This is a genomic window from Streptomyces sp. NEAU-YJ-81 (assembly GCF_017592595.1).
GTDB lineage: Bacteria > Actinomycetota > Actinomycetes > Streptomycetales > Streptomycetaceae > Streptomyces > Streptomyces hygroscopicus_B.
Genome location: NZ_JAGFNO010000002.1, coordinates 519520 through 536033, shown reverse-complemented (window position 1 = coordinate 536033; position 16514 = coordinate 519520). Strand labels below are relative to the sequence as shown.

17 protein-coding genes are annotated in these 16514 nt (G+C 71.0%); 6 read left to right on the top strand and 11 right to left on the bottom strand.

Annotated elements, in window-relative coordinates; translation table 11 throughout:
* Nucleotides 1–44 precede the first annotated feature (44 nt).
* Nucleotides 45–767 carry a TetR/AcrR family transcriptional regulator gene (locus J5X86_RS07980; protein ID WP_208516046.1) on the top strand — a complete coding sequence of 241 codons (723 nt, stop codon included), beginning with the start codon at nt 45–47 and terminating at the stop codon, nt 765–767.
* 34 nt (nt 768–801) lie between these two features.
* On the opposite strand, the gene J5X86_RS07975 is transcribed toward J5X86_RS07980, so the two are convergent.
* Complete coding sequence (locus J5X86_RS07975; RefSeq protein ID WP_208516045.1) at nt 802–1677, bottom strand: trans-aconitate 2-methyltransferase; 876 nt, start codon at nt 1675–1677, stop codon at nt 802–804.
* Nucleotides 1678–1724: 47 nt separating this feature from the next.
* On the opposite strand from J5X86_RS07975, the gene J5X86_RS07970 reads away from it, so the two are divergent.
* Nucleotides 1725–2333 carry a helix-turn-helix domain-containing protein gene (locus tag J5X86_RS07970; protein WP_208516044.1) on the top strand — a complete coding sequence of 203 codons (609 nt, stop codon included), beginning with the start codon at nt 1725–1727 and terminating at the stop codon, nt 2331–2333.
* A gap of 15 nt (nt 2334–2348) precedes the next feature.
* Here the strand turns inward: J5X86_RS07970 and J5X86_RS07965 are convergent, their stop codons facing one another.
* The 4 genes from J5X86_RS07965 to J5X86_RS07950 form a co-directional block, all read right to left on the bottom strand.
* On the bottom strand, nt 2349–2960 hold the full coding sequence (locus tag J5X86_RS07965; RefSeq protein ID WP_208516043.1) for an ATP/GTP-binding protein: 612 nt from the start codon (nt 2958–2960) through the stop codon (nt 2349–2351).
* A complete protein-coding gene (locus J5X86_RS07960; protein ID WP_240451015.1) occupies nt 2908–3288 on the bottom strand; it encodes a DUF742 domain-containing protein in 381 nt (126 codons plus the stop codon). The genes J5X86_RS07965 and J5X86_RS07960 overlap by 53 nt, the downstream gene beginning before the upstream one ends.
* Before the next feature lie 207 nt (nt 3289–3495).
* Complete coding sequence (locus J5X86_RS07955) at nt 3496–3966, bottom strand: roadblock/LC7 domain-containing protein (RefSeq protein ID WP_208516041.1); 471 nt, start codon at nt 3964–3966, stop codon at nt 3496–3498.
* The gene (locus J5X86_RS07950; RefSeq protein WP_374229234.1) at nt 3947–6586 is read right to left on the bottom strand and encodes an ATP-binding protein; all 2640 of its coding nucleotides are present in this window, start codon (nt 6584–6586) and stop codon (nt 3947–3949) included. The genes J5X86_RS07955 and J5X86_RS07950 overlap by 20 nt, the downstream gene beginning before the upstream one ends.
* A 489-nt stretch (nt 6587–7075) precedes the next feature.
* Here J5X86_RS07950 and J5X86_RS07945 point away from each other — a divergent pair, with 489 nt between their 5' ends.
* Nucleotides 7076–8215 carry a substrate-binding domain-containing protein gene (locus tag J5X86_RS07945; RefSeq protein ID WP_208516040.1) on the top strand — a complete coding sequence of 380 codons (1140 nt, stop codon included), beginning with the start codon at nt 7076–7078 and terminating at the stop codon, nt 8213–8215.
* Between the two features lie 129 nt (nt 8216–8344).
* Here the strand turns inward: J5X86_RS07945 and J5X86_RS07940 are convergent, their stop codons facing one another.
* Nucleotides 8345–9190: a calcium-binding protein gene (locus J5X86_RS07940; RefSeq protein ID WP_208516039.1), complete on the bottom strand. Its 846-nt coding sequence runs from the start codon at nt 9188–9190 to the stop codon at nt 8345–8347.
* A gap of 250 nt (nt 9191–9440) precedes the next feature.
* The gene (locus tag J5X86_RS07935) at nt 9441–10355 is read right to left on the bottom strand and encodes a LysR family transcriptional regulator (protein WP_208516038.1); all 915 of its coding nucleotides are present in this window, start codon (nt 10353–10355) and stop codon (nt 9441–9443) included.
* 168 nt (nt 10356–10523) lie between these two features.
* Here J5X86_RS07935 and J5X86_RS07930 point away from each other — a divergent pair, with 168 nt between their 5' ends.
* A complete protein-coding gene (locus tag J5X86_RS07930) occupies nt 10524–11276 on the top strand; it encodes an SDR family oxidoreductase (protein WP_208516037.1) in 753 nt (250 codons plus the stop codon).
* 62 nt (nt 11277–11338) lie between these two features.
* Here the strand turns inward: J5X86_RS07930 and J5X86_RS07925 are convergent, their stop codons facing one another.
* Both J5X86_RS07925 and J5X86_RS07920 read right to left on the bottom strand, forming a co-directional pair.
* Nucleotides 11339–12349, bottom strand: a complete 1011-nt coding sequence (locus J5X86_RS07925) for an MBL fold metallo-hydrolase (RefSeq protein ID WP_208516036.1) — start codon at nt 12347–12349, stop codon at nt 11339–11341.
* An 83-nt stretch (nt 12350–12432) separates the two neighbouring features.
* Nucleotides 12433–13314 carry a serine hydrolase gene (locus J5X86_RS07920; protein ID WP_208516150.1) on the bottom strand — a complete coding sequence of 294 codons (882 nt, stop codon included), beginning with the start codon at nt 13312–13314 and terminating at the stop codon, nt 12433–12435.
* 102 nt (nt 13315–13416) lie between these two features.
* On the opposite strand from J5X86_RS07920, the gene J5X86_RS07915 reads away from it, so the two are divergent.
* The gene (locus J5X86_RS07915) at nt 13417–14403 is read left to right on the top strand and encodes a LysR family transcriptional regulator (RefSeq protein WP_208516035.1); all 987 of its coding nucleotides are present in this window, start codon (nt 13417–13419) and stop codon (nt 14401–14403) included.
* 168 nt (nt 14404–14571) lie between these two features.
* Entirely contained in the window at nt 14572–15165 is a 594-nt protein-coding gene (locus J5X86_RS07910; RefSeq protein WP_208516034.1) for a hypothetical protein, read from the top strand.
* A gap of 333 nt (nt 15166–15498) precedes the next feature.
* On the opposite strand, the gene J5X86_RS07905 is transcribed toward J5X86_RS07910, so the two are convergent.
* Together J5X86_RS07905 and J5X86_RS07900 are read right to left on the bottom strand one after the other, a co-directional pair.
* Nucleotides 15499–16257: a FadR/GntR family transcriptional regulator gene (locus tag J5X86_RS07905; protein ID WP_208516033.1), complete on the bottom strand. Its 759-nt coding sequence runs from the start codon at nt 16255–16257 to the stop codon at nt 15499–15501.
* A 23-nt stretch (nt 16258–16280) separates the two neighbouring features.
* Nucleotides 16281–16424, bottom strand: coding sequence for a hypothetical protein (locus tag J5X86_RS07900; RefSeq protein ID WP_208516032.1), 144 nt, complete (start codon nt 16422–16424; stop codon nt 16281–16283).
* Nucleotides 16425–16514 lie beyond the last annotated feature (90 nt).

Sequence of the window (16514 nt, the reverse complement as noted above, 5' to 3'; positions counted from 1 at the left end):
TCTCGGAGTCGTGCGCCGCTCTCGTCAATGGCACACTGGTCGACATGAACGCCAGTCGGACAGCCAGAGACCGGGCCCGAGCGGAGCTCACCCAGGAGATCAAGAACGAGGCCCGGCGCCAGCTCGCGGCGGATGGTGCCCAGAAACTCTCGTTGCGCTCGGTCGCCCGGGAGCTGGGCATGGTGTCGTCAGCCCTCTACCGCTACTTCGCCAGCAGGGACGAGCTGCTCACCGCGTTGATCATCGACGCGTACGACGCGGTCGGCGAGACAGCGGAGAGGGCCGCGGAGAAGGCGGCCGAGGGGAGCTCACCGCGGGAGCGCTGGCTCAAGGCGTGCCACGCGGTCCGGGACTGGGCGCGGGCCAACCCGCATGAGTACGCCCTGATCTACGGTTCGCCGGTCCCGGGGTACGCCGCCCCCCAGGACACAATCGCCTCGGCGGCGCGCGTGCCGCTGGTCCTGATGGGGATCCTGCGGGAGGCGAACCCTTCGCCCGCGTTCGAGGGCCCGCCGCTGACGGAGGGCTTGGCCGGTCAGTTGCGGACGCTGGGCGAGCAGATCGCGCCGGGCCTGCCACTGGAGACGCTCAACCGCGCCATCGTGGTGTGGACGCAACTGTTCGGGATGCTCAGCTTCGAGCTGTTCGGTCAGCTCGTCGGCAGCGTGGACCCCAGCGACGAGTTCTTCGACCACACGATCGAGCAACTCGCCGACTTCCTCGGACTTCCGCCGACCAGCCGACCAGCCGACCAACTGAACACCTGAACAGCTCAAGCCCATGGCCGGTGACCGCCTCAGGTCACGGGCGGCGCGCCGCCCATAGCGTGCGCTCGGCGCGGACGGTGAGGTCCGCGCGCCGTACGACGCCGTCCGGGCCGTCGCTGTCGATGAGGTGGTCGAGCGTGGCCAGGTCGTCGGAGCTGAGCTTTCCGGCGATACGGGAACGCAGCATTCGAAGGGAAGCCTGGGCGTAGCGGGCGGTGGGCTCCGGCAGTGGGGGACGCAGATCGATGGTGAAGGGGCGCTCCACCTCGACGGTGAATCCGGCACGGGAGAGGCGGGGGCCCCAGTCGGAGCCCAGGTCCGGCAGGCTCTCGGCGTGGGCTTCGGCCCGTGCGGCGTGACAGCGGGCTTCGAGTCCGGGGCGCCCTCGGCCGACGTCATCGGGGAGGAAACGCGGGAAGCCGGCCATCTCGATCACTGCCAGGAGTCCGCCGGGGCGCAGCGACTCGAAGATCTCCCGCAATCCGCGGTCGGGGTCGGTCAGGTGGTGGAGGGACGCCGACGCCCACACCAGGTTCACGGCGCCGAAGTCCGGCCATGCGGCGTCCAGATCCGCCGGTACGGTGCGCACCCGGTCCTCCACTCCGCGTGCGCGGGCCTTGTCACGGAGGTGCTCCAGGAGCCGCGGGGATCGGTCCACGGCGGTCGCCTCGGCGTCCTCGAACCGCTGGAGCAGGGCGAGGGTTCCGGTGCCGGTGCCGCTGCCCAGGTCGAGGATCCGGTGGGGTGGTTCGTCTCGCGTCAACTGGGCCAGGACAGCCGTCGCTTCGGACAGGAAGGTGTGCAGCACTTCGGCGTCGAGGTCCAGGAGTTCGGCCATGGCCGAATCGCCCCACTCGTCCGCATCAGCCGCGTTGTCGTGGTGGTGGTGGTGATGGTGGTAATCCGTCATGCTCCGAGCCTAAGAGGGCCTTGCTCCAGCGACATACCATCTTGCCCATGACGCAAGAGGACAGCGCTCTCGACGGCTTGGTCCGCAAGCGGATCAGGGGACTGCGTTCGGCCTTGGGCTGGTCGCTGGACGATCTGGCCGCCCGTTGCTATCTGAGCCCCTCCACGCTGAGCCGTATCGAGACGGGGCATCGGCGGATCAGTCTTGATCAGTTGAGCGCGATAGCGCGGGCCCTGGGGACCACTTTGGATCAGCTGGTGGAGTCGGACGCCGACGATGACGTGATCATCCGGCCGCAGCATGACATGGCGCGCGGGCTGACCACCTGGATGCTGAACCGGCAGCCCGGGGTCATCGTGGCCAAGATGCGCCTCACCAAACCGGCCCCGACCAGTGCCAAGGCGCTGAAGGTCCATCCGGGCAGGGACTGGTTCACCGTCTTGTCCGGAGCCGTCACGCTCGTGTTGGGGGACCGGCGAATCCTTGTCGAGACCGGGCAGGCCGCGGAGTTCTCCACCATGGTCCCCCACGCCTTCGGGGCGCACGAAGGACCGGCGGAGATCCTGGGCATCCTGGACCAGGACGGGCGTCGCACCCATCTGCGGCCGCGGCCGAACGGGGGCGAGGAGAGGTCGGCCGAGGACGCTGAGGGCTGAACGGTCCGGCTGCCCTCAGGCCGGGTTGGCGGCTTGGGCGCGGGAGAGGGCCACGTCGAGGACGACCAGGAGGGCGTCGCGGACCGAGCGCGTCTCGCGGGCGTCGAAGACGATCAGGGGAACGTGCTCGGAGATGTCCAGGGCCCAGCGGACCTCGTCCAGATCGTGCTGGACCTCGCCGTCGAAGGCGTTGATGGCGACGGCGAACGGGACGTCCTTGTGCTCGAAGTAGTCCACCGCCGCGTAACAGTCGTCCAGGCGACGGGTGTCCACGATCACCAGACCGCCGAGGGCGCCCTCGACCACGTCGTCCCACATGAAACCGAAACGGTCCTGGCCCGGCGTGCCGAACAGGTAGAGCTTCAGCTTCGGGTCGATGGTGATGACGCCGAAGTCCATGGCGACCGTGGTGGTGGTCTTGCCGGGGGTGTGGGTGAGGTCGTCCACGCCCGCCGCGACCTCCGTGATCAGCGCCTCCGTGGTCAGCGGCCGGATCTCGGAGATCGCCCCCACGGCCGTGGTCTTGCCGACCCCGAAGCCACCGGCGATGACCAGCTTGACCGGCAGTGGCGGTTCAACTGCTGTCGCGGAGTGAGCCCCGTGAGTCGGGGACGGCACGGAGACCATCGATAACCCTTCGCAGTACGGAGATGTCGTGGACGGTCCCGGCGTTCGGGACGTGGACCGCCAGATGTCCTGCGGCGCGCAGGTCCTCCGCGAGGACCCGGACCACGTTGAGATGCAGATGCAGCCGGGCGGCCAGCTCCGCCACCGACTGGGGCCGCCGGCAGGCGGCGACGATGTCGCGGCGTTCGAAGGTGAGCGACCGCAGGGCGGACAGCCCGTCCGGCGTCGCCACGATCTGGGTCTCGACGGGGAGCGGCGGCCCGGTGCCGCTCCCGGCCACCCGACCTGCGGTCAGCAGGAACGGCCGGATCGCGGAGGCGCGGCCAATGGGCTCGGTCGGGCCTACGGGCTCGGTCGGCTCGACGGGTTCCGTCGGTTCGACAGGTTCCGTCGGCTCCTCGGACTCCGGCGGCTCCGGGGCGTCCCGTGCGCTGTCCTCCGCCTCGTGGGCTGCCGCCTCATGCGCTGCCGCGTCGTGCGGTACCGGTTCACCGGCGACCATCTCGCCCCCCTCCTCCGTGCGCCGCGCGATCCGTCAGCCGACGGACCCGGCGCTCTTCTTCAGCTCCATGACGAGCTGCGGGGTGAGCGCGGCCCCGGCCCGGTTGGCGAAGAGGGTCATCTCGTACGCGATGTTCCCCAGCTTCGCCTCCTTCGTGGTCACCACGCCCAGCACGGCACCGCAACCGATGGACGACACCAGCACATGGCCGCCCTCCAGATCGATGATGACCTTGTTGAGGTCGCCGAGGCCGTAGTTGCCGGAGGCGCCGGCGGCGAGGCTGGTGACACCGGAGACGATCGCGGCGAGCCGCTCGGAGTCGGCCTGTTCCCGCAGTTGGGATACGGCGATCAGCAGGCCGTCGGAGGACACCGCGATGGCGTCGACGACACCGGCGGTCTCGATGGCGAACCGGTCGAGCAGCCAGGTGAAGTCGGCCGCGGCGGCTCGCAGATCGGTGGTCTCCCGCTCAGCGGAACCGCTCTTATCTGTCGGCGTGGTCACTTCCCGACTCCTTCCGGGGGCGCTGATGTGTCGATGGTGTGGCTTCGGCCTGGGAGCCGGCGGCGGCGCTGTCCTGCTCCGCCCTGCGTACGGCGGCCTCGAACTCGTCGAGTTCGGAACGGACCGCGTCGGCGTCGGCGGGCCGGCGCGCGGCCGGGATCGCCCGGTCGGCCGGTGGGGTGGTCTTGTCGAGCGTCGCGCCCCGGACGCGGCGGCGCAGCGGGCGGGACGCGGGGGCGGAGGCGGAGGCGGAGGCGGCCGGAGTGGCGTTCGGCTCGTCCGCGGCGGACCGCTCGTTCGCAGCGGACCGCTCGTTCCCGGCTGACGGCTCCTTCCCGGTGGACGGCTCGTTCGCGGCATTCGGCTCGTTCGGCTCGTTCGCCGCCTTCGTTGTTTCCTGCGCGGGGCGAGCCGGCTCCGCGTTCGTACGGGACGCCGCCGGGACGCGCCGTGGCAGACCGGACTCCGTCGCGGGCGCCGCCGGGCGCCGCTCGGGCGCGGGCGTGGCGGAGGCCCGTACGGCCGGAGGCGTGGCGGCCGGCGCGGGTTCGGGCTCCCGCCCGGCCCCCGCCGACCCCGACCCCGATCCCGGCCCAGGCGCCGACCCCGTAACCAACTCCGGCCCCCGCGCCACCAGCAGCGCGGACGGGACCCAGACGCTGCCGGTGACCCCGCCGCCCGGCGTACGGCTCAGGGTGACCCGGATGCCCCAGCGGCGAGCCAGGCTGCCGACCACGAAGAGGCCGAGCACCTTGGTCGGTACGAGGTCGAGCCGCTCGCGGCGCACCAGACGGGCGTTCTCCTCGTCGAGACGGTCCGCGGCCATGCCGAGGCCGTGGTCGATGACCTCGATCAGCGCCCCGCCGTCCGCGCTGACGTCGGTGCCGGGCCGGACGACGACCTCGACGGAGGTGTCGGACGGGGAGAACGCGACCGCGTTCTCCAGCAGTTCGGCGAGCATCAGCGTGAGGTCGCCGCTGATGTCGGGTGCGACGGTGACCTCGGCCTCGGACCGCAGGGACACCCGCTGGTACCCCTCGATCTGGCCGAGCGCCGCCCGGATGACATCGGCCAGGGTGGTCGGCCGGGCGTCGAGTTCGGTCTCCCGGATTCCGGCGAGCAGCATCAGGCTGTCGGCGTTGCGCTGGAGGCGTACGGCGATGTGGTCGATGCGGTAGAGCCGCTCCAGGATGTCGGGGGCGGTCTCCTGGCGTTCGACGGCGTCGATCAGGCTGAGCTGGCGGGTGGTGAGGTTGCTGACCCGGCGGCCGACGTTGCCGAACATCTCGCCGACGTTGCGGCGGCTGAGCACCTGCCGCTCCAGCAGCGCCGCGGCGGTGACCTGCACCTGGTTGAACGCCTCGGCCAGGTCGCCGATCTCGTCGCGCACCGGGACGGGGATCGGGCGGGGCCGCAGCGGGGTGCTGTCGGTCGCGTCGTCGTCCTCGTCCTCGACCTTGGCGAGTTCCTCGCCCGCCACCTCGACCACCTGGTGGGCGGCGCCGGTGAGGGCCGCGAGGGGGCGTACGACGGAGCGCCGGACCAGGAAGGAGAAGGTCAGCCAGGCGGCGAAGCCGAGGAGGGCGAGGGCGAGCAGCGCCAGCGCCTTGTGCAGGGCGTCCCGGGAGAGGCCGTCGGCGCGGTGCGCGATCTGACCGATCAGCGAGCGGGCGATCTCGAGGCGGGCCTCGGCCTGCCGCGTGCCCGCGGTCATCTCGGTGCGCAACTGCCGCGGCGACTGGCCCTGCAGGGAGCTGGGGTCGATCTGGAGCTCCGCGAACCGGTCCTCGATGCCGTTCGCCTCGGAGTTCCGCTCGATGCCGTCGAGGCGCAGGACCTGGTCGGGGTCGGCGATTCTGGAGAAACGTTCCGACTGCTCCTCGTAGACCCGGTGGGCGCCGACCGCGCGGGTGTACTCGGTGAGGCCGTTGGCGTCCCGGGTCTGGGCGGAGAACACCCCGCCCTCGAAGGCCGCGTGGGCGGCGTCGGCGCGCAGCACGGCGTCGACCAGCTCGATGACGGAGGACGAGGAGCTGTCGGAGAAGTGGTCGAGTCCGGTGCCGTCGATGAGATAGCCGACGGCGGCGGCGTACGCGGGGTCGATACCGGCGGCGGGCACCGAGCCCCGTTCGACCTTGTCCCGCAGCACGCTCAGGCGCTCCACGTGGTCGAGGGCCTGCGCCTCGTCCTTCGGCAGGTCCGATCCGAACGCGGACCGCACGGTGGCGGCCTGTTCATCGGTGGCCCGCTGCGCCCGGCGGTAGGCGGCGGTCGAGGGGAGGGTGTCGCCGGAGTGGAGCGACTCCTGCTCGACGGAGAGCACGAGCGCCTCGCGGTGCTCGGCCTGTATCTCGTTGATCAGCCGGGCGACCTGGCCGGTGTCGCGCACCCGCTCGGCGATCCGGTCGGCGTCGCGGGCCTGCTGCACCTGGCCGTTCACGCCGAGGCCGAGGAGCACGCCGACGACCGCCAGGGGCACGATCACCAGAACGTTGAGCTTCCGCCGGAACGGCCAGCGGTCCAGGAGCGCACCGGGGGCTTCCGTCCTGCCACGGGACCGCGGACGCTGTGGCGCGTGCCCGGACGGCTCCTGTTCGAGTGGCGGGTCCGCCGTGTCCACAGACACCCAGGTCCTCCTTCGATGTGCTCCTGAGCGGTGACCGAGGTGTTGTTGCCGCCATGGCCGACACCGGGGAGCGGGACGTCGGCGACGGCGTTTCCGGCCGGAATGCGATCGACGGGATTGCGCCACATGCCTGACCGGGCGTGAACACTACCGCCTGCGTGCACACACGCAAGGCATGCCCTCTCAAGGACTGCGTAAATTCCACGGATTGCTGGGTACAGGTCATCTCCGCATCGCCCCGCACCCCGCCGGACGCCCCACCGGAGTCCGGAAGGTGTCCGCGCGGTGCCCATGGGGTGGCGGCCGAGAGCGCCGCGAGACCTGGCTTGTTCACGACTGTGCTCAAGGATGGCCGCAGGAGCCGAAGGGGGCTGCCCCGCGCGGCGCCGCCACCCGTAACCTGTCTCCTCCCAGCCCTCGGCTCACCCCCGGCCAACCCCCGGCCCGTACTCTCCGTACCCTCCGTGCCCTGCGAGGAGACCCGTGCACCCCACCCGCAAGGCGGCCCTGACGGCCATCGCGCTGCTGGCCGTGGCCACCGCCGGCTGCGAGCCCGGCGCCGCCTCCACCTCGTCCCACCGGAGCTCCGCCGAGTCCGGCTGCCCGACCGCCCTCACCAGAGCCAAACAAGCCGTCAAGAAGGCGGAGGCCGCCGACGCCCCCTGGAAGGGCCCCACCACCGGGCCCGAGGCGGCCGGTCACGGCAAGAGCATCGTCTTCATCGCCCATGACCTCTCCAACCCCGGTCCCGCCGGAGTCGCCCAGGGCGTCCAGGAAGCCGCCACCCTCCTGCGGTGGAGCGCCCGCACCCTCAACGGGCAGGGCACGCCCGCCGGTTACCGCTCCGCCTTCAAGAAGGCTCTGGCGCTGAAGCCGGACGGCATCGCCATCGCCGGTTTCGACCCCGGCAGCGTCGCCGACGAGATCAAGCAGGCCAAGGCGGCGGGCATTCCGGTGGTCGGCTGGCACGCCGCCCCGACCCCCGGCCCCGACGGGGACCCCGAGCTGTTCAGCAACGTCACCACCCGGGTCGAGGACGTCGCGAAGATCAGCGCCGACTGGATCATCGCCCGCTCGGGCGGCCGCGCGGGGGTGGTGCTCTTCACCGACGCCACGGTCCCCTTCGCCAAGCGCAAGTCGGACCTGATCAAGAAGGAGCTGGCCACCTGCTCCGACGTCAAGCTGCTGAGCTACCAGAACATGCCGATACCCGAGGTCAACAAGCGCGCCATCGGGGAAGTCCGCTCCCTGCTCTCCCGCTACGGGGACGAGTGGACCTACTCGGCCGCCATCAACGACCTGTACTTCCGGCACACCGCCGCCGCCCTGCGCGCCGCGGGCAAGGACGGGGCGGGCGCCCCGTTCAACATCGGCGCGGGGGACGGCGATCCGTCGGCCTTCCAGCGCGTCAACGGCGAGCGGTTCCAGGCCGCCACGGTGCCCGAGCCCCTCACCGAACAGGGCTGGCAGATCGTCGACGAGTTCAACCGGGCCTTCGCGGACAAGCCCGCCAGCGGATACGTCCCCCCGGTGCACATCACCACCGCGGCCAACAGCGGCGGGGCGCTGTCCTGGGACTCCGAGGGCTATCGGCAGGCATACCGCAAGATCTGGGGCAAGTAGGCGGCGCGGCCGGGCGGGAAACGCGACGGCAGGGCCTTCGGAGGCTCGGTGCGCGGTAGCCCGATTCGGGTGCGCGGCCCCGAGCCACTCGGGAGGCCCTGCCGTCAGATGGGCCTGGTCCTGGTGGACCTAGTCCTGGTGAACCTCGTTGCTGCCCGGGCCGCCGGAGAGGGTGTCAGTGCCCTGGCCGCCCCACAGCACGTCGTTGCCGCTGTTGCCGTAGATCGTGTCGTTGCCGTCCTCGCCGTACAGCGTGTCGTCGTCCTGGTCGCCGTAGATGGCGTCGGCGCCCTCACCGCCACGCAGGATGTCCTTGCCGGTACCGCCGCGCAGGACGTTGTCCTCGGAGCCGCCGGTGATGGTGTCGTTGCCGGCGTCACCGTGGCATTCCTGCACGCAGTTGGTGATGGTGTCGTCGCCGTCGCCGCCGTAGGCGCCGAAGCCCATGACACCGCCGCCGCCGTCGATCTTGTCGTCGCCGGCGTCGCCGTAGAACATCGGCGACGCGTTGCCCTTGAGGACGTCATTGCCGGCGCCACCGTGAATTCCGGCGTAGGCATTGCTATCGGCGTCGAGCTTGATGGTGTCGTCGCCGTCACCGAGGTCGACGTCGTAGTTATCCGAGTCGTCGGAGTTCTGCGGGATTTCCACCGCGCACTGAGCGACAGTGTGGTCGCTCGCGGTCGGGTAGGTGCACTCGTCCCAGTCCGCCGCTTCCGCACCGATGGTGATGTCACCGTTGTCGCGGAAGGTGAGGACGTAATACTCCTCGAATTCCCCACGGCTGACGATCTGCTCGGAGACCGACAGGTTGTTCTTCTGTCCCGCGGCGGCCTTGTACCAGAGCTCACCGTCCTCGTGGACGAGGGAGCCCGAGGTCGTCGCGGCCGCCTGGGCGGCGGGCGCCGCGAGAGCGGCTCCCCCCAGGGCGAGAGCGAGGGTGGCCGTAGCGGCCATGATCCGGTACATGCGCATAGGGGTGTGACCCTTCGTGCAATCAGTGCCGATCAAACCGGCGGAGAAAGTGCCGATGTGGTCACCGGACGCCGGTGATCGGCGATTTGGGGTTTCCGATCGCCCTGGTAGACCGAGATTGACGGCAAGCGGTTGCACCGGGAATCCCCTAGTTTCCCGCAGTCGCAGGTCATCCCCTTTTTCAAAGGTAGTTGCGCCATGAAAAGCCCCATCGCGGCAACCGCCTATTCCGAATTGATTAACTCCCTGTTCACCGAGTGGCCGTTGAGCCGGCCGAGGGCGGACCGGTGAGGTGGACCCGGGCGCACTTACGGAAGGCCGCCACGAGGCGGCTGTTGTCGTCGGCGCGGGTGGCCAGCACCACATGACTCGGCTCGACCCCGTGCAGGGGGACGGTGACGAGATCGGGGCGGAGGCCCTGGCGATAGGCGCCGGGTGCGATGCTCACGGCCTGCCCGGAGGCGATGAGTTCGAGTTTGTCCTCCACACCCTCGGCGAGGGGGCCGTCGGGTGCGCGGCTGCCGTCGGGGCGGGGGTCGATCCGCCAGAAGGCGTTCCAGGCCGGATCCGTCGCCCGGATCAGGGGTTCGTCGGCGATGTCGGCGACGGTGACCGACTCCTTCCCGGCCAAGGGGTGGTCGACGGGCACCACCAGCACCCGGGGTTCGTCGTAGAGGACCGTCACCTGCAGATCACCGGTCGGGAACGGCAGCCGGGTCACCGCCGCGTCCACCCGGTGGTCGAGCAGGGCGGCCCGTGCGTCGTTCCAGGTCAGGTGCAGGGTGTGGACGTCGGCGTCCGGGTTCCGGTGGCGCAGCTCGCGCACCGCCGGGGTGACGATGGTGTTCATGATGTAGCCGATGGTGATCCGGCTCGGCTCGGCGGCGGCCCGGGTGTGGGCCGCGGCCTGGGCGGCGGATCGCAGCAGCGCCTTGGCGCGGGACAGGAAGACCTCCCCGGCCTCGGTGAGCTTGCTGCCCTGCGGGGTGCGGTCGATCAGCCGGACGCCCAGTTGTCGTTCGAGCTGGCGGATCTGCCGGCTCAGGGACGGCTGGGTGATGTGGAGGGCCTCGGCGGCGCGGCGGAAGTGCCGGTACTCGGCGACGACGGTGAAATACCGCACCAGCCGAAGATCGAGATCCACCGGAGGCGGCGTGTCTGCCATGCCCTCACGCTAGCCGCGCCGACTCGTCGGCCGCTACTGGGTAATCGCCTTGAGCTGTGGTGATGCCTGACTCGTATCTCCGCATGCGGAACAGGTCTTGGACGCGGGTCCAGGGCCGTTCCTAGCGTGGCGCCGCCCCCCTTTTTTTGTAGGAGCGAGGAGAGACGCATGTCCGCACCCGTAGCCCTGATCACCGGTGGCACCAGTGGAATCGGCAAGGCCACCGCCGAATTGCTCCATCGTCGCGGATATCAGGTGATCGTCACCGGGCAGAACCCCGACGCCATCGCCGCGGCCGAGAAAGAATTCCCCGAAGAAGTGGTCGTGGTGCGCGCCGACGCCCGCTCACTGGCCGAGACCGACCGCGTCGTCGAGGAAATCCGTGAGCGCTTCGGTGGACTCGATGTCGTATTTCTCAACGCCGCCATCGTCCGCAGTCTACCGATCGAAGCCGACGTATTCGACGAGGCCGCCTACGACGACCTTTTCAACGTCAACGTCAAAGGCCAGTTCTTCACCCTCCAAAAGGCTCTCCCCCTGCTCCATGACGGAGGTTCCATCATTTTCAATGTCGGGATCGGCGCCACCAGGGGAATTCCCGGCGGGGCCGCCGTCTCCGCCGCCACCAAGGGAGCCCTGCTTTCCATGGTGCCGTCCCTCGTCCTCGAACTGGCTCCCCGGCGCATTCGCGTCAACGCCGTCAGCCCCGGCCCGATCGACACCGGAATCTGGGCCAAACAAGGGATGCCGGCCGAAGTGCTGGAAGAGGTCGCCAAGGCCACGGTCTCCCAGGTCCCCCTCGGGAGGTTCGGGACGAGCGAAGAGGTCGCCGAACTCGTGGCGTTCCTCGCCTCGGACGCGGCCGGCTTCATCACCGGGGAGAACATCGTCGTCGGCGGGGGTGTCGGGATCAGGTCGTAGGGACGACGCTCCGCACAGGCCCGGTCGGGCGCGGCCGAGCAGGTCGTTCACGGCCGAGCGGGTCAGAAGCGGTAGGGCGTCGCGTACTCCGGCAGCAGGATGCGGGAGCCGGGGCCGGCCTCGCGGATCCGGGCGACGAAACCGTCCAGGTCGATCGTGGGATCGCGGTGGGCGCCCTCGTCCAGGGGGAGTTCGAAGTTGTCCCAGTGCACGGGGACCACGGTGGCGGGGTAGTCGAGCGCCTTCAGCAGGCGGGGGGCGTAGCGGTGGGTGGCGGGGGTGCTGGGGGTGGCGATCATGGCCACGTCGGGGCGCAGACCGGCGGCGTCCCGTTCGCTGAAGTCGCTCGCTCCCATGAGGAAGGCCGAGAGCCCGTCGGGCAGCGTCACGTGGAAGGCGAGGGTGTCGCCTTCCGGGAGGTCGGAGATGGTCTGGGGGCGGGGCGGGGGGCCGGTGAGGGTGCCGGGGGCGAAGTAGCTGTAGGTGTCGTTACGGCTGTGGCGGCTGGAGACCGCCTCGACCACCAGGCCGTCGAAGTCCAGCACCTCACCGCCCCTGACCACGGCGATCCGGGCCTTGTCGACGCCGAGGGCCCGGAGCAGGTGGTACGTGGTCTCGGTGCCGACGATCCGCGCGTCCGGGGCCGCCGCGGCGATGTAGGGGACGTCGTTGAGGTGGTCCCAGTGGCTGTGGCTGACCAGGATCAGCTCGGGGCGGCCCATATAGCGGTCGATCGTCGCGCCGTCCGTGGTCAGCGGCGTCTTCGGATTGAAGCTCTTCTTGAAGAGCCCGGTTTCGAAGCGGCTCAGATAGGGATCGAAGAGGACCGTCCGGCCGCCGCCGGTGTCGATGCGCCAGCCGCTCGTACCGAGCCATTGGAAGGTCGCGTCCGAGGTCTTCGCGTTCGAGGTCCCCGCGTTCGAAGTCTTCGCGTCGGAGGGCCTGGAGGCGCCCGGTGCCGTCCCGGTGGCCGCCTGGGCGGCCGTGGGAAGGACGGCGGGTACGGCCGCGCCGGCCGCCGCTCCCCGGATCAGCAGACGGCGGTTGAAGCGCGATGCTCTGTTGGCGGTCATGGGCACAGCAGAGCAGCTCCCCCGGCCCACCGTCCAAGATCGGTGCGGCACTCCAGCCATATCCGGTTCCGTATCAGGCCAGGTCAGCGGCGTCTGAGCGCGTCCACCGCCAGCCGCGCCGCCCGCCCGATCGCCGCGTCCACCGCCGTACGTACCGCCGCGGCCGAGGCCGTACGGGCGAACACCGCGACCGCGTAGCGGCCACCGTCCGGGTAGCGGACGACGCCCGCCTCGATGTGCAGGCTCGGCAGCGTGCCCGTCTTCGCCGCGACCAGGACGTCATCGGGGAAGCCGGAGGCCAGCCGCTGACGGAAGACCTGCCGGGACATCAACTCCCGCACCAGCGCGCACGCCGCCGGGGAACCGGCCCGGTCCCGCCAGATCAGGCCCAGCAGGGTGGTGATGTCGCGGGGTGTGCTGGAGGTGGTGTGCCCAGGGTCCAGGACGCGGAAGCGGCGCAGCCGCTCGAAGGTCAGCGTCGGATAGACGGCGGCGAACTCCCCCTCGTCCCTCGCGCCCGCGTCCTCGAACATCGACTCCAGCAGCTCCCGGGGCCCGCCGACGATCCGCGTGCGGTCCAGGCCCAGTTCGGCCGCCAGCAGCCGCACGGTGTCGAGGCCGATCCGGCGCATCAGCGCGTCCGCGGCGGAGTTGTCGCTCACCGACAGGGCGAAGTACGCCAGGTCGCGCAGGGACATCTCGACATCGTCGGCGCAGCCCGCGGTGCCCCAGCCGCCGAGGCGGTCGGGGGCGGTGATGACCACCCGCTCGCGGGGGTCGAGCTGTCCGGCGTCGGCCTGCCGGGCGAACTCCAGCACCAGCAGGATCTTGAATACGGACGCGATGACGACCTGGTCGTCCACGCCGAGGCCGAGCTCGCGCCCGGGCGCGTCGATGTCCACCGCGTGCAGCCGGGCCTCGGCGTCCGCCTCCGCGAACACCTCCGCGATCCGCTTCTCGATCAGCGCCGTGTCCACCGGCGCCGGGGCCCCTGATTCCCCCACGTTCAACGCTCCCCCTCATCCCTCCGCCGCCCTCGTCCCACCGGCGTCGCATAGGGTCGGCCGGTGGATCTCATACGCCACCTGCGCCTGTTCATTGTCGTCGCGGAAGAGCTGCACTTCAGCCGCGCCGCCGATCTCCTCGGCATGGCACAGCCGCCGCTGAGCCAGTCCATCCGGCGGCTGGAGCGGGAGTTGAGGCTGGAGTTGTTCGACCGCTCGGCCCGCCAGGTGCGGCTCACCGCCGCCGGTGCGCTGCTGCTGGAGGAGGCGCGCGAACTGCTCGCCCGCGAGGAGCGGTTGCGTACGGTCATGGCGCGGGTCCGCGACGGGGAGCTGGGCACGCTGCGGGCGGGCGTACCGCCGCAGACGCCCGCCCGGACGCTGCACGCCCTGCTGTCGGCGTGCGCGGAGGAGTTCCCGGGGCTGCGGATCGACCTCCAGGAGGTGGACACGGCCGAGCAGGTGCGGCTGCTCGCCGCCGCCCGGCTCGACGTGGGTCTGGTGCACCATCCGGTGGCGGACGCCGACGATCTCGTGCTGGGGCCGTCCGCCGGGGTCGAGTTGGGGGTCGTCCTGCCCCGGTCCTCCCCGCTGGCGCGCCTTTCCGAGGTGGCGCTGACGGACCTCACGGGACATGAGCTGTTTCTCTTTCCCCGGGCCGCGGCGCCGGGGTGGTACGACCGGATTCTCGATATCTGCCGGGAGGGCGGTTTCACCCCGCCCGCGGTCCGTCATGCCCGTAATCCGGAATTCCTGCTGGGGCTGGTGGCGTCGGGACGCGGGGTGGCGTTCGACGACGGGCGGGTGGCGGGCAAGGAGCCGCGGGCCGCCTGGCGCCCGCTGGCCGGCCGTCCGCTGATGCTGTGGATGTCTGCCGTATGGCAAGTGCATTCGGCCCATCCGGCGGCGCCTCCGTTCGCCCGGATCGCCGCGGAGGTCATCGCGCGGGAGGACCCGCCCAGGCGGCTGCTCACGCCTCCGGAGGAGATTGGTCGGCCCCGGCCGTGGTCGGTGGTCTTCGAGCCCGGCGCCGGTCCGGCGACACAGTGAGAAACTCTGCGCAAGAAAGCGCCGCGGAAAGCAAGCCAAGAAACTGATCCTGATTCCAGTTCACATTTCCTGGAGAACATCTCCGAAACCCATGGAGTTTTGCCGGATCCGCCTGTCAAGATCTTCCCTCATACCTTCCCCGTTCACTCAGGAATATCAGGGATTCTCGTGCGGAAAATGAATGCGGCCGCCACCGTGGCCGTCGCGGTGCTGGCTCTGGCGCTGACCGGTTGCGGCAAGGACGACGACAAGGACGCCCAGTCGTCCGGCACTTCCGACAAGGCCGCGGCCGCCCAGAAGCGCGACGGCTCGGAACGCGGCACCGCGTCCGCCACCCCCACCGGTGCGAGCCCCAGCCCGAGCCGTACGAAGCCCGCCGCGAAGAGCCCCAGCGCGGGCCCGAGCAGCCCCCGGGCCACCCGCACCGCCGACAGCGTCACCCCGGGGCCCCGCCGCACGGCCCCGAAGACGCAGGCCCCCGCGCCCACCCGCGCGGGCGCCCCGGCGAGCGTGCAGGGCACGTGGTACTCCACGGTGCGCGATCCGAACGGCAAGCCACTCGTGATGACCGTGACCGGCGGCTCCTTGACCGTGGGGTACCAGGGCAAGTCCTGCCCCGGGACCATCAGCGCCAGCATGGCCGTGACCATGACCTGTCAGGGCGAGACGATCTCCGGCGGCACCGCGGTGGTCAGCGGTGACGGCCAGAGCCTCACCGTCAACTGGCCGCAGGGCAACCCCGACCGGTACGTCCGCCCCTAGGGGGTGTCCGACGGGTCGTGATGCCTGCGGCGGGCTGCTCCCCTCCCCGCCCCTTCCCCACACCTGACGATATGCGGCTCCGCCGCGTGCGGGGCTCCGCCCCAGACCCCGGGGTCCAGGGGCGGAACCCCTGCCACGCGGCGGAGCCGCATATCGATGCAACCCAGCCCCTCCGGCGCTTGAGGAGCGGGGCCCAGGAGCGGGGCCCAGGGGCGGAGCCCCAGCGGGGGCCGGGCCCCGGTTCGGAGAAGGGGCGGGGAGGGGAAAGCATCGATATGCGGCTCCGCCGCGTGGTCCGCCGGACACCCCGTAGGGCCATCCGGGCAGGGGAGCCTATCTCCCGCTCGCCTCAACTCCCCCGTCGCCCGCCTCAACTCCCCCACCCCGCGCCTCCGTACGCCGCCGCTGCTCCTCGATCCGGTGCAGCACCGAGTCCAGATGCGTCTCGGAGGCCGCTCGGGCCGCCTCCGGGTCGCGGGCCTCGATCGCCCGCAGGATGGCCTGGTGCTCCTCGATCGTGGCGCGCCGGCGGGCGGCGGACAGCGAGGTCTCGCGCCGCCCCGGCTCACCGATCTCGTAGACCCGGTCCAGCAGCCGCAGCAGCAGGGGGTTGCGGGTGTACTGGGCGATGGCGCGGTGGAAGGTGCGGTCCAGGTCGGTGAACTCCCGCCGCGTGGGCTCCCGTCGCATCGCGTCCAGCAGGGCGTGCAGCTGGACGATGTCGGCGGGGGTGGCACGCCGGGCGGCCCGCGCGGTCACCGAGGGCTCGATACACGCGCGCACCTCCATGACCTGCAAGAGCTCCGCCGTGGCGTCGAGCCCCGAGGCGAGGATGTCGCCGCGCGGAGTGGCCCCCGGGTCGAGTACGACGGTGCCGGAGCCGGGGCGCCGGGCGACCAGTCCGCGGGAGGCGAGGGCGCGCAGCGCCTCACGGACCGAGCCCCGGGAGACGCCGAGGCTCTCCGCGAGCTCCCGCTCCGGGGGGACGCGGGAACCGGGCGGCAGCTCTCCGCTCAGGATCAGCCGCTCCAGGCCGACGGCCAGGGCGTCCGGCCTCGACAGGGTGGAGTGCCGCAGTTGCCGCCAGTCCATCTCCTGGCTTTCCTCCGCCTTCTTCAGCTTTCCCGAAGCTTTCCGAACTTCGCGAGTTTTCCGAACTTCGCGAGCTTCTCGAACGTCCCGGGCCTTTCCGGGCCTTTCCGGGCTTTCCCGAGCTTTCCTGTGGCTTTTCCGGTCCGGCCGGTGGTCCAGAATCTCATATCCGGCGGCGTCTCCCCCCTGCGTCCTCCCGGCCGCCGACGCGGCGGGATTTAACCAGGTGGTGACAGGCGGGCAACCGGAGTCGCCGG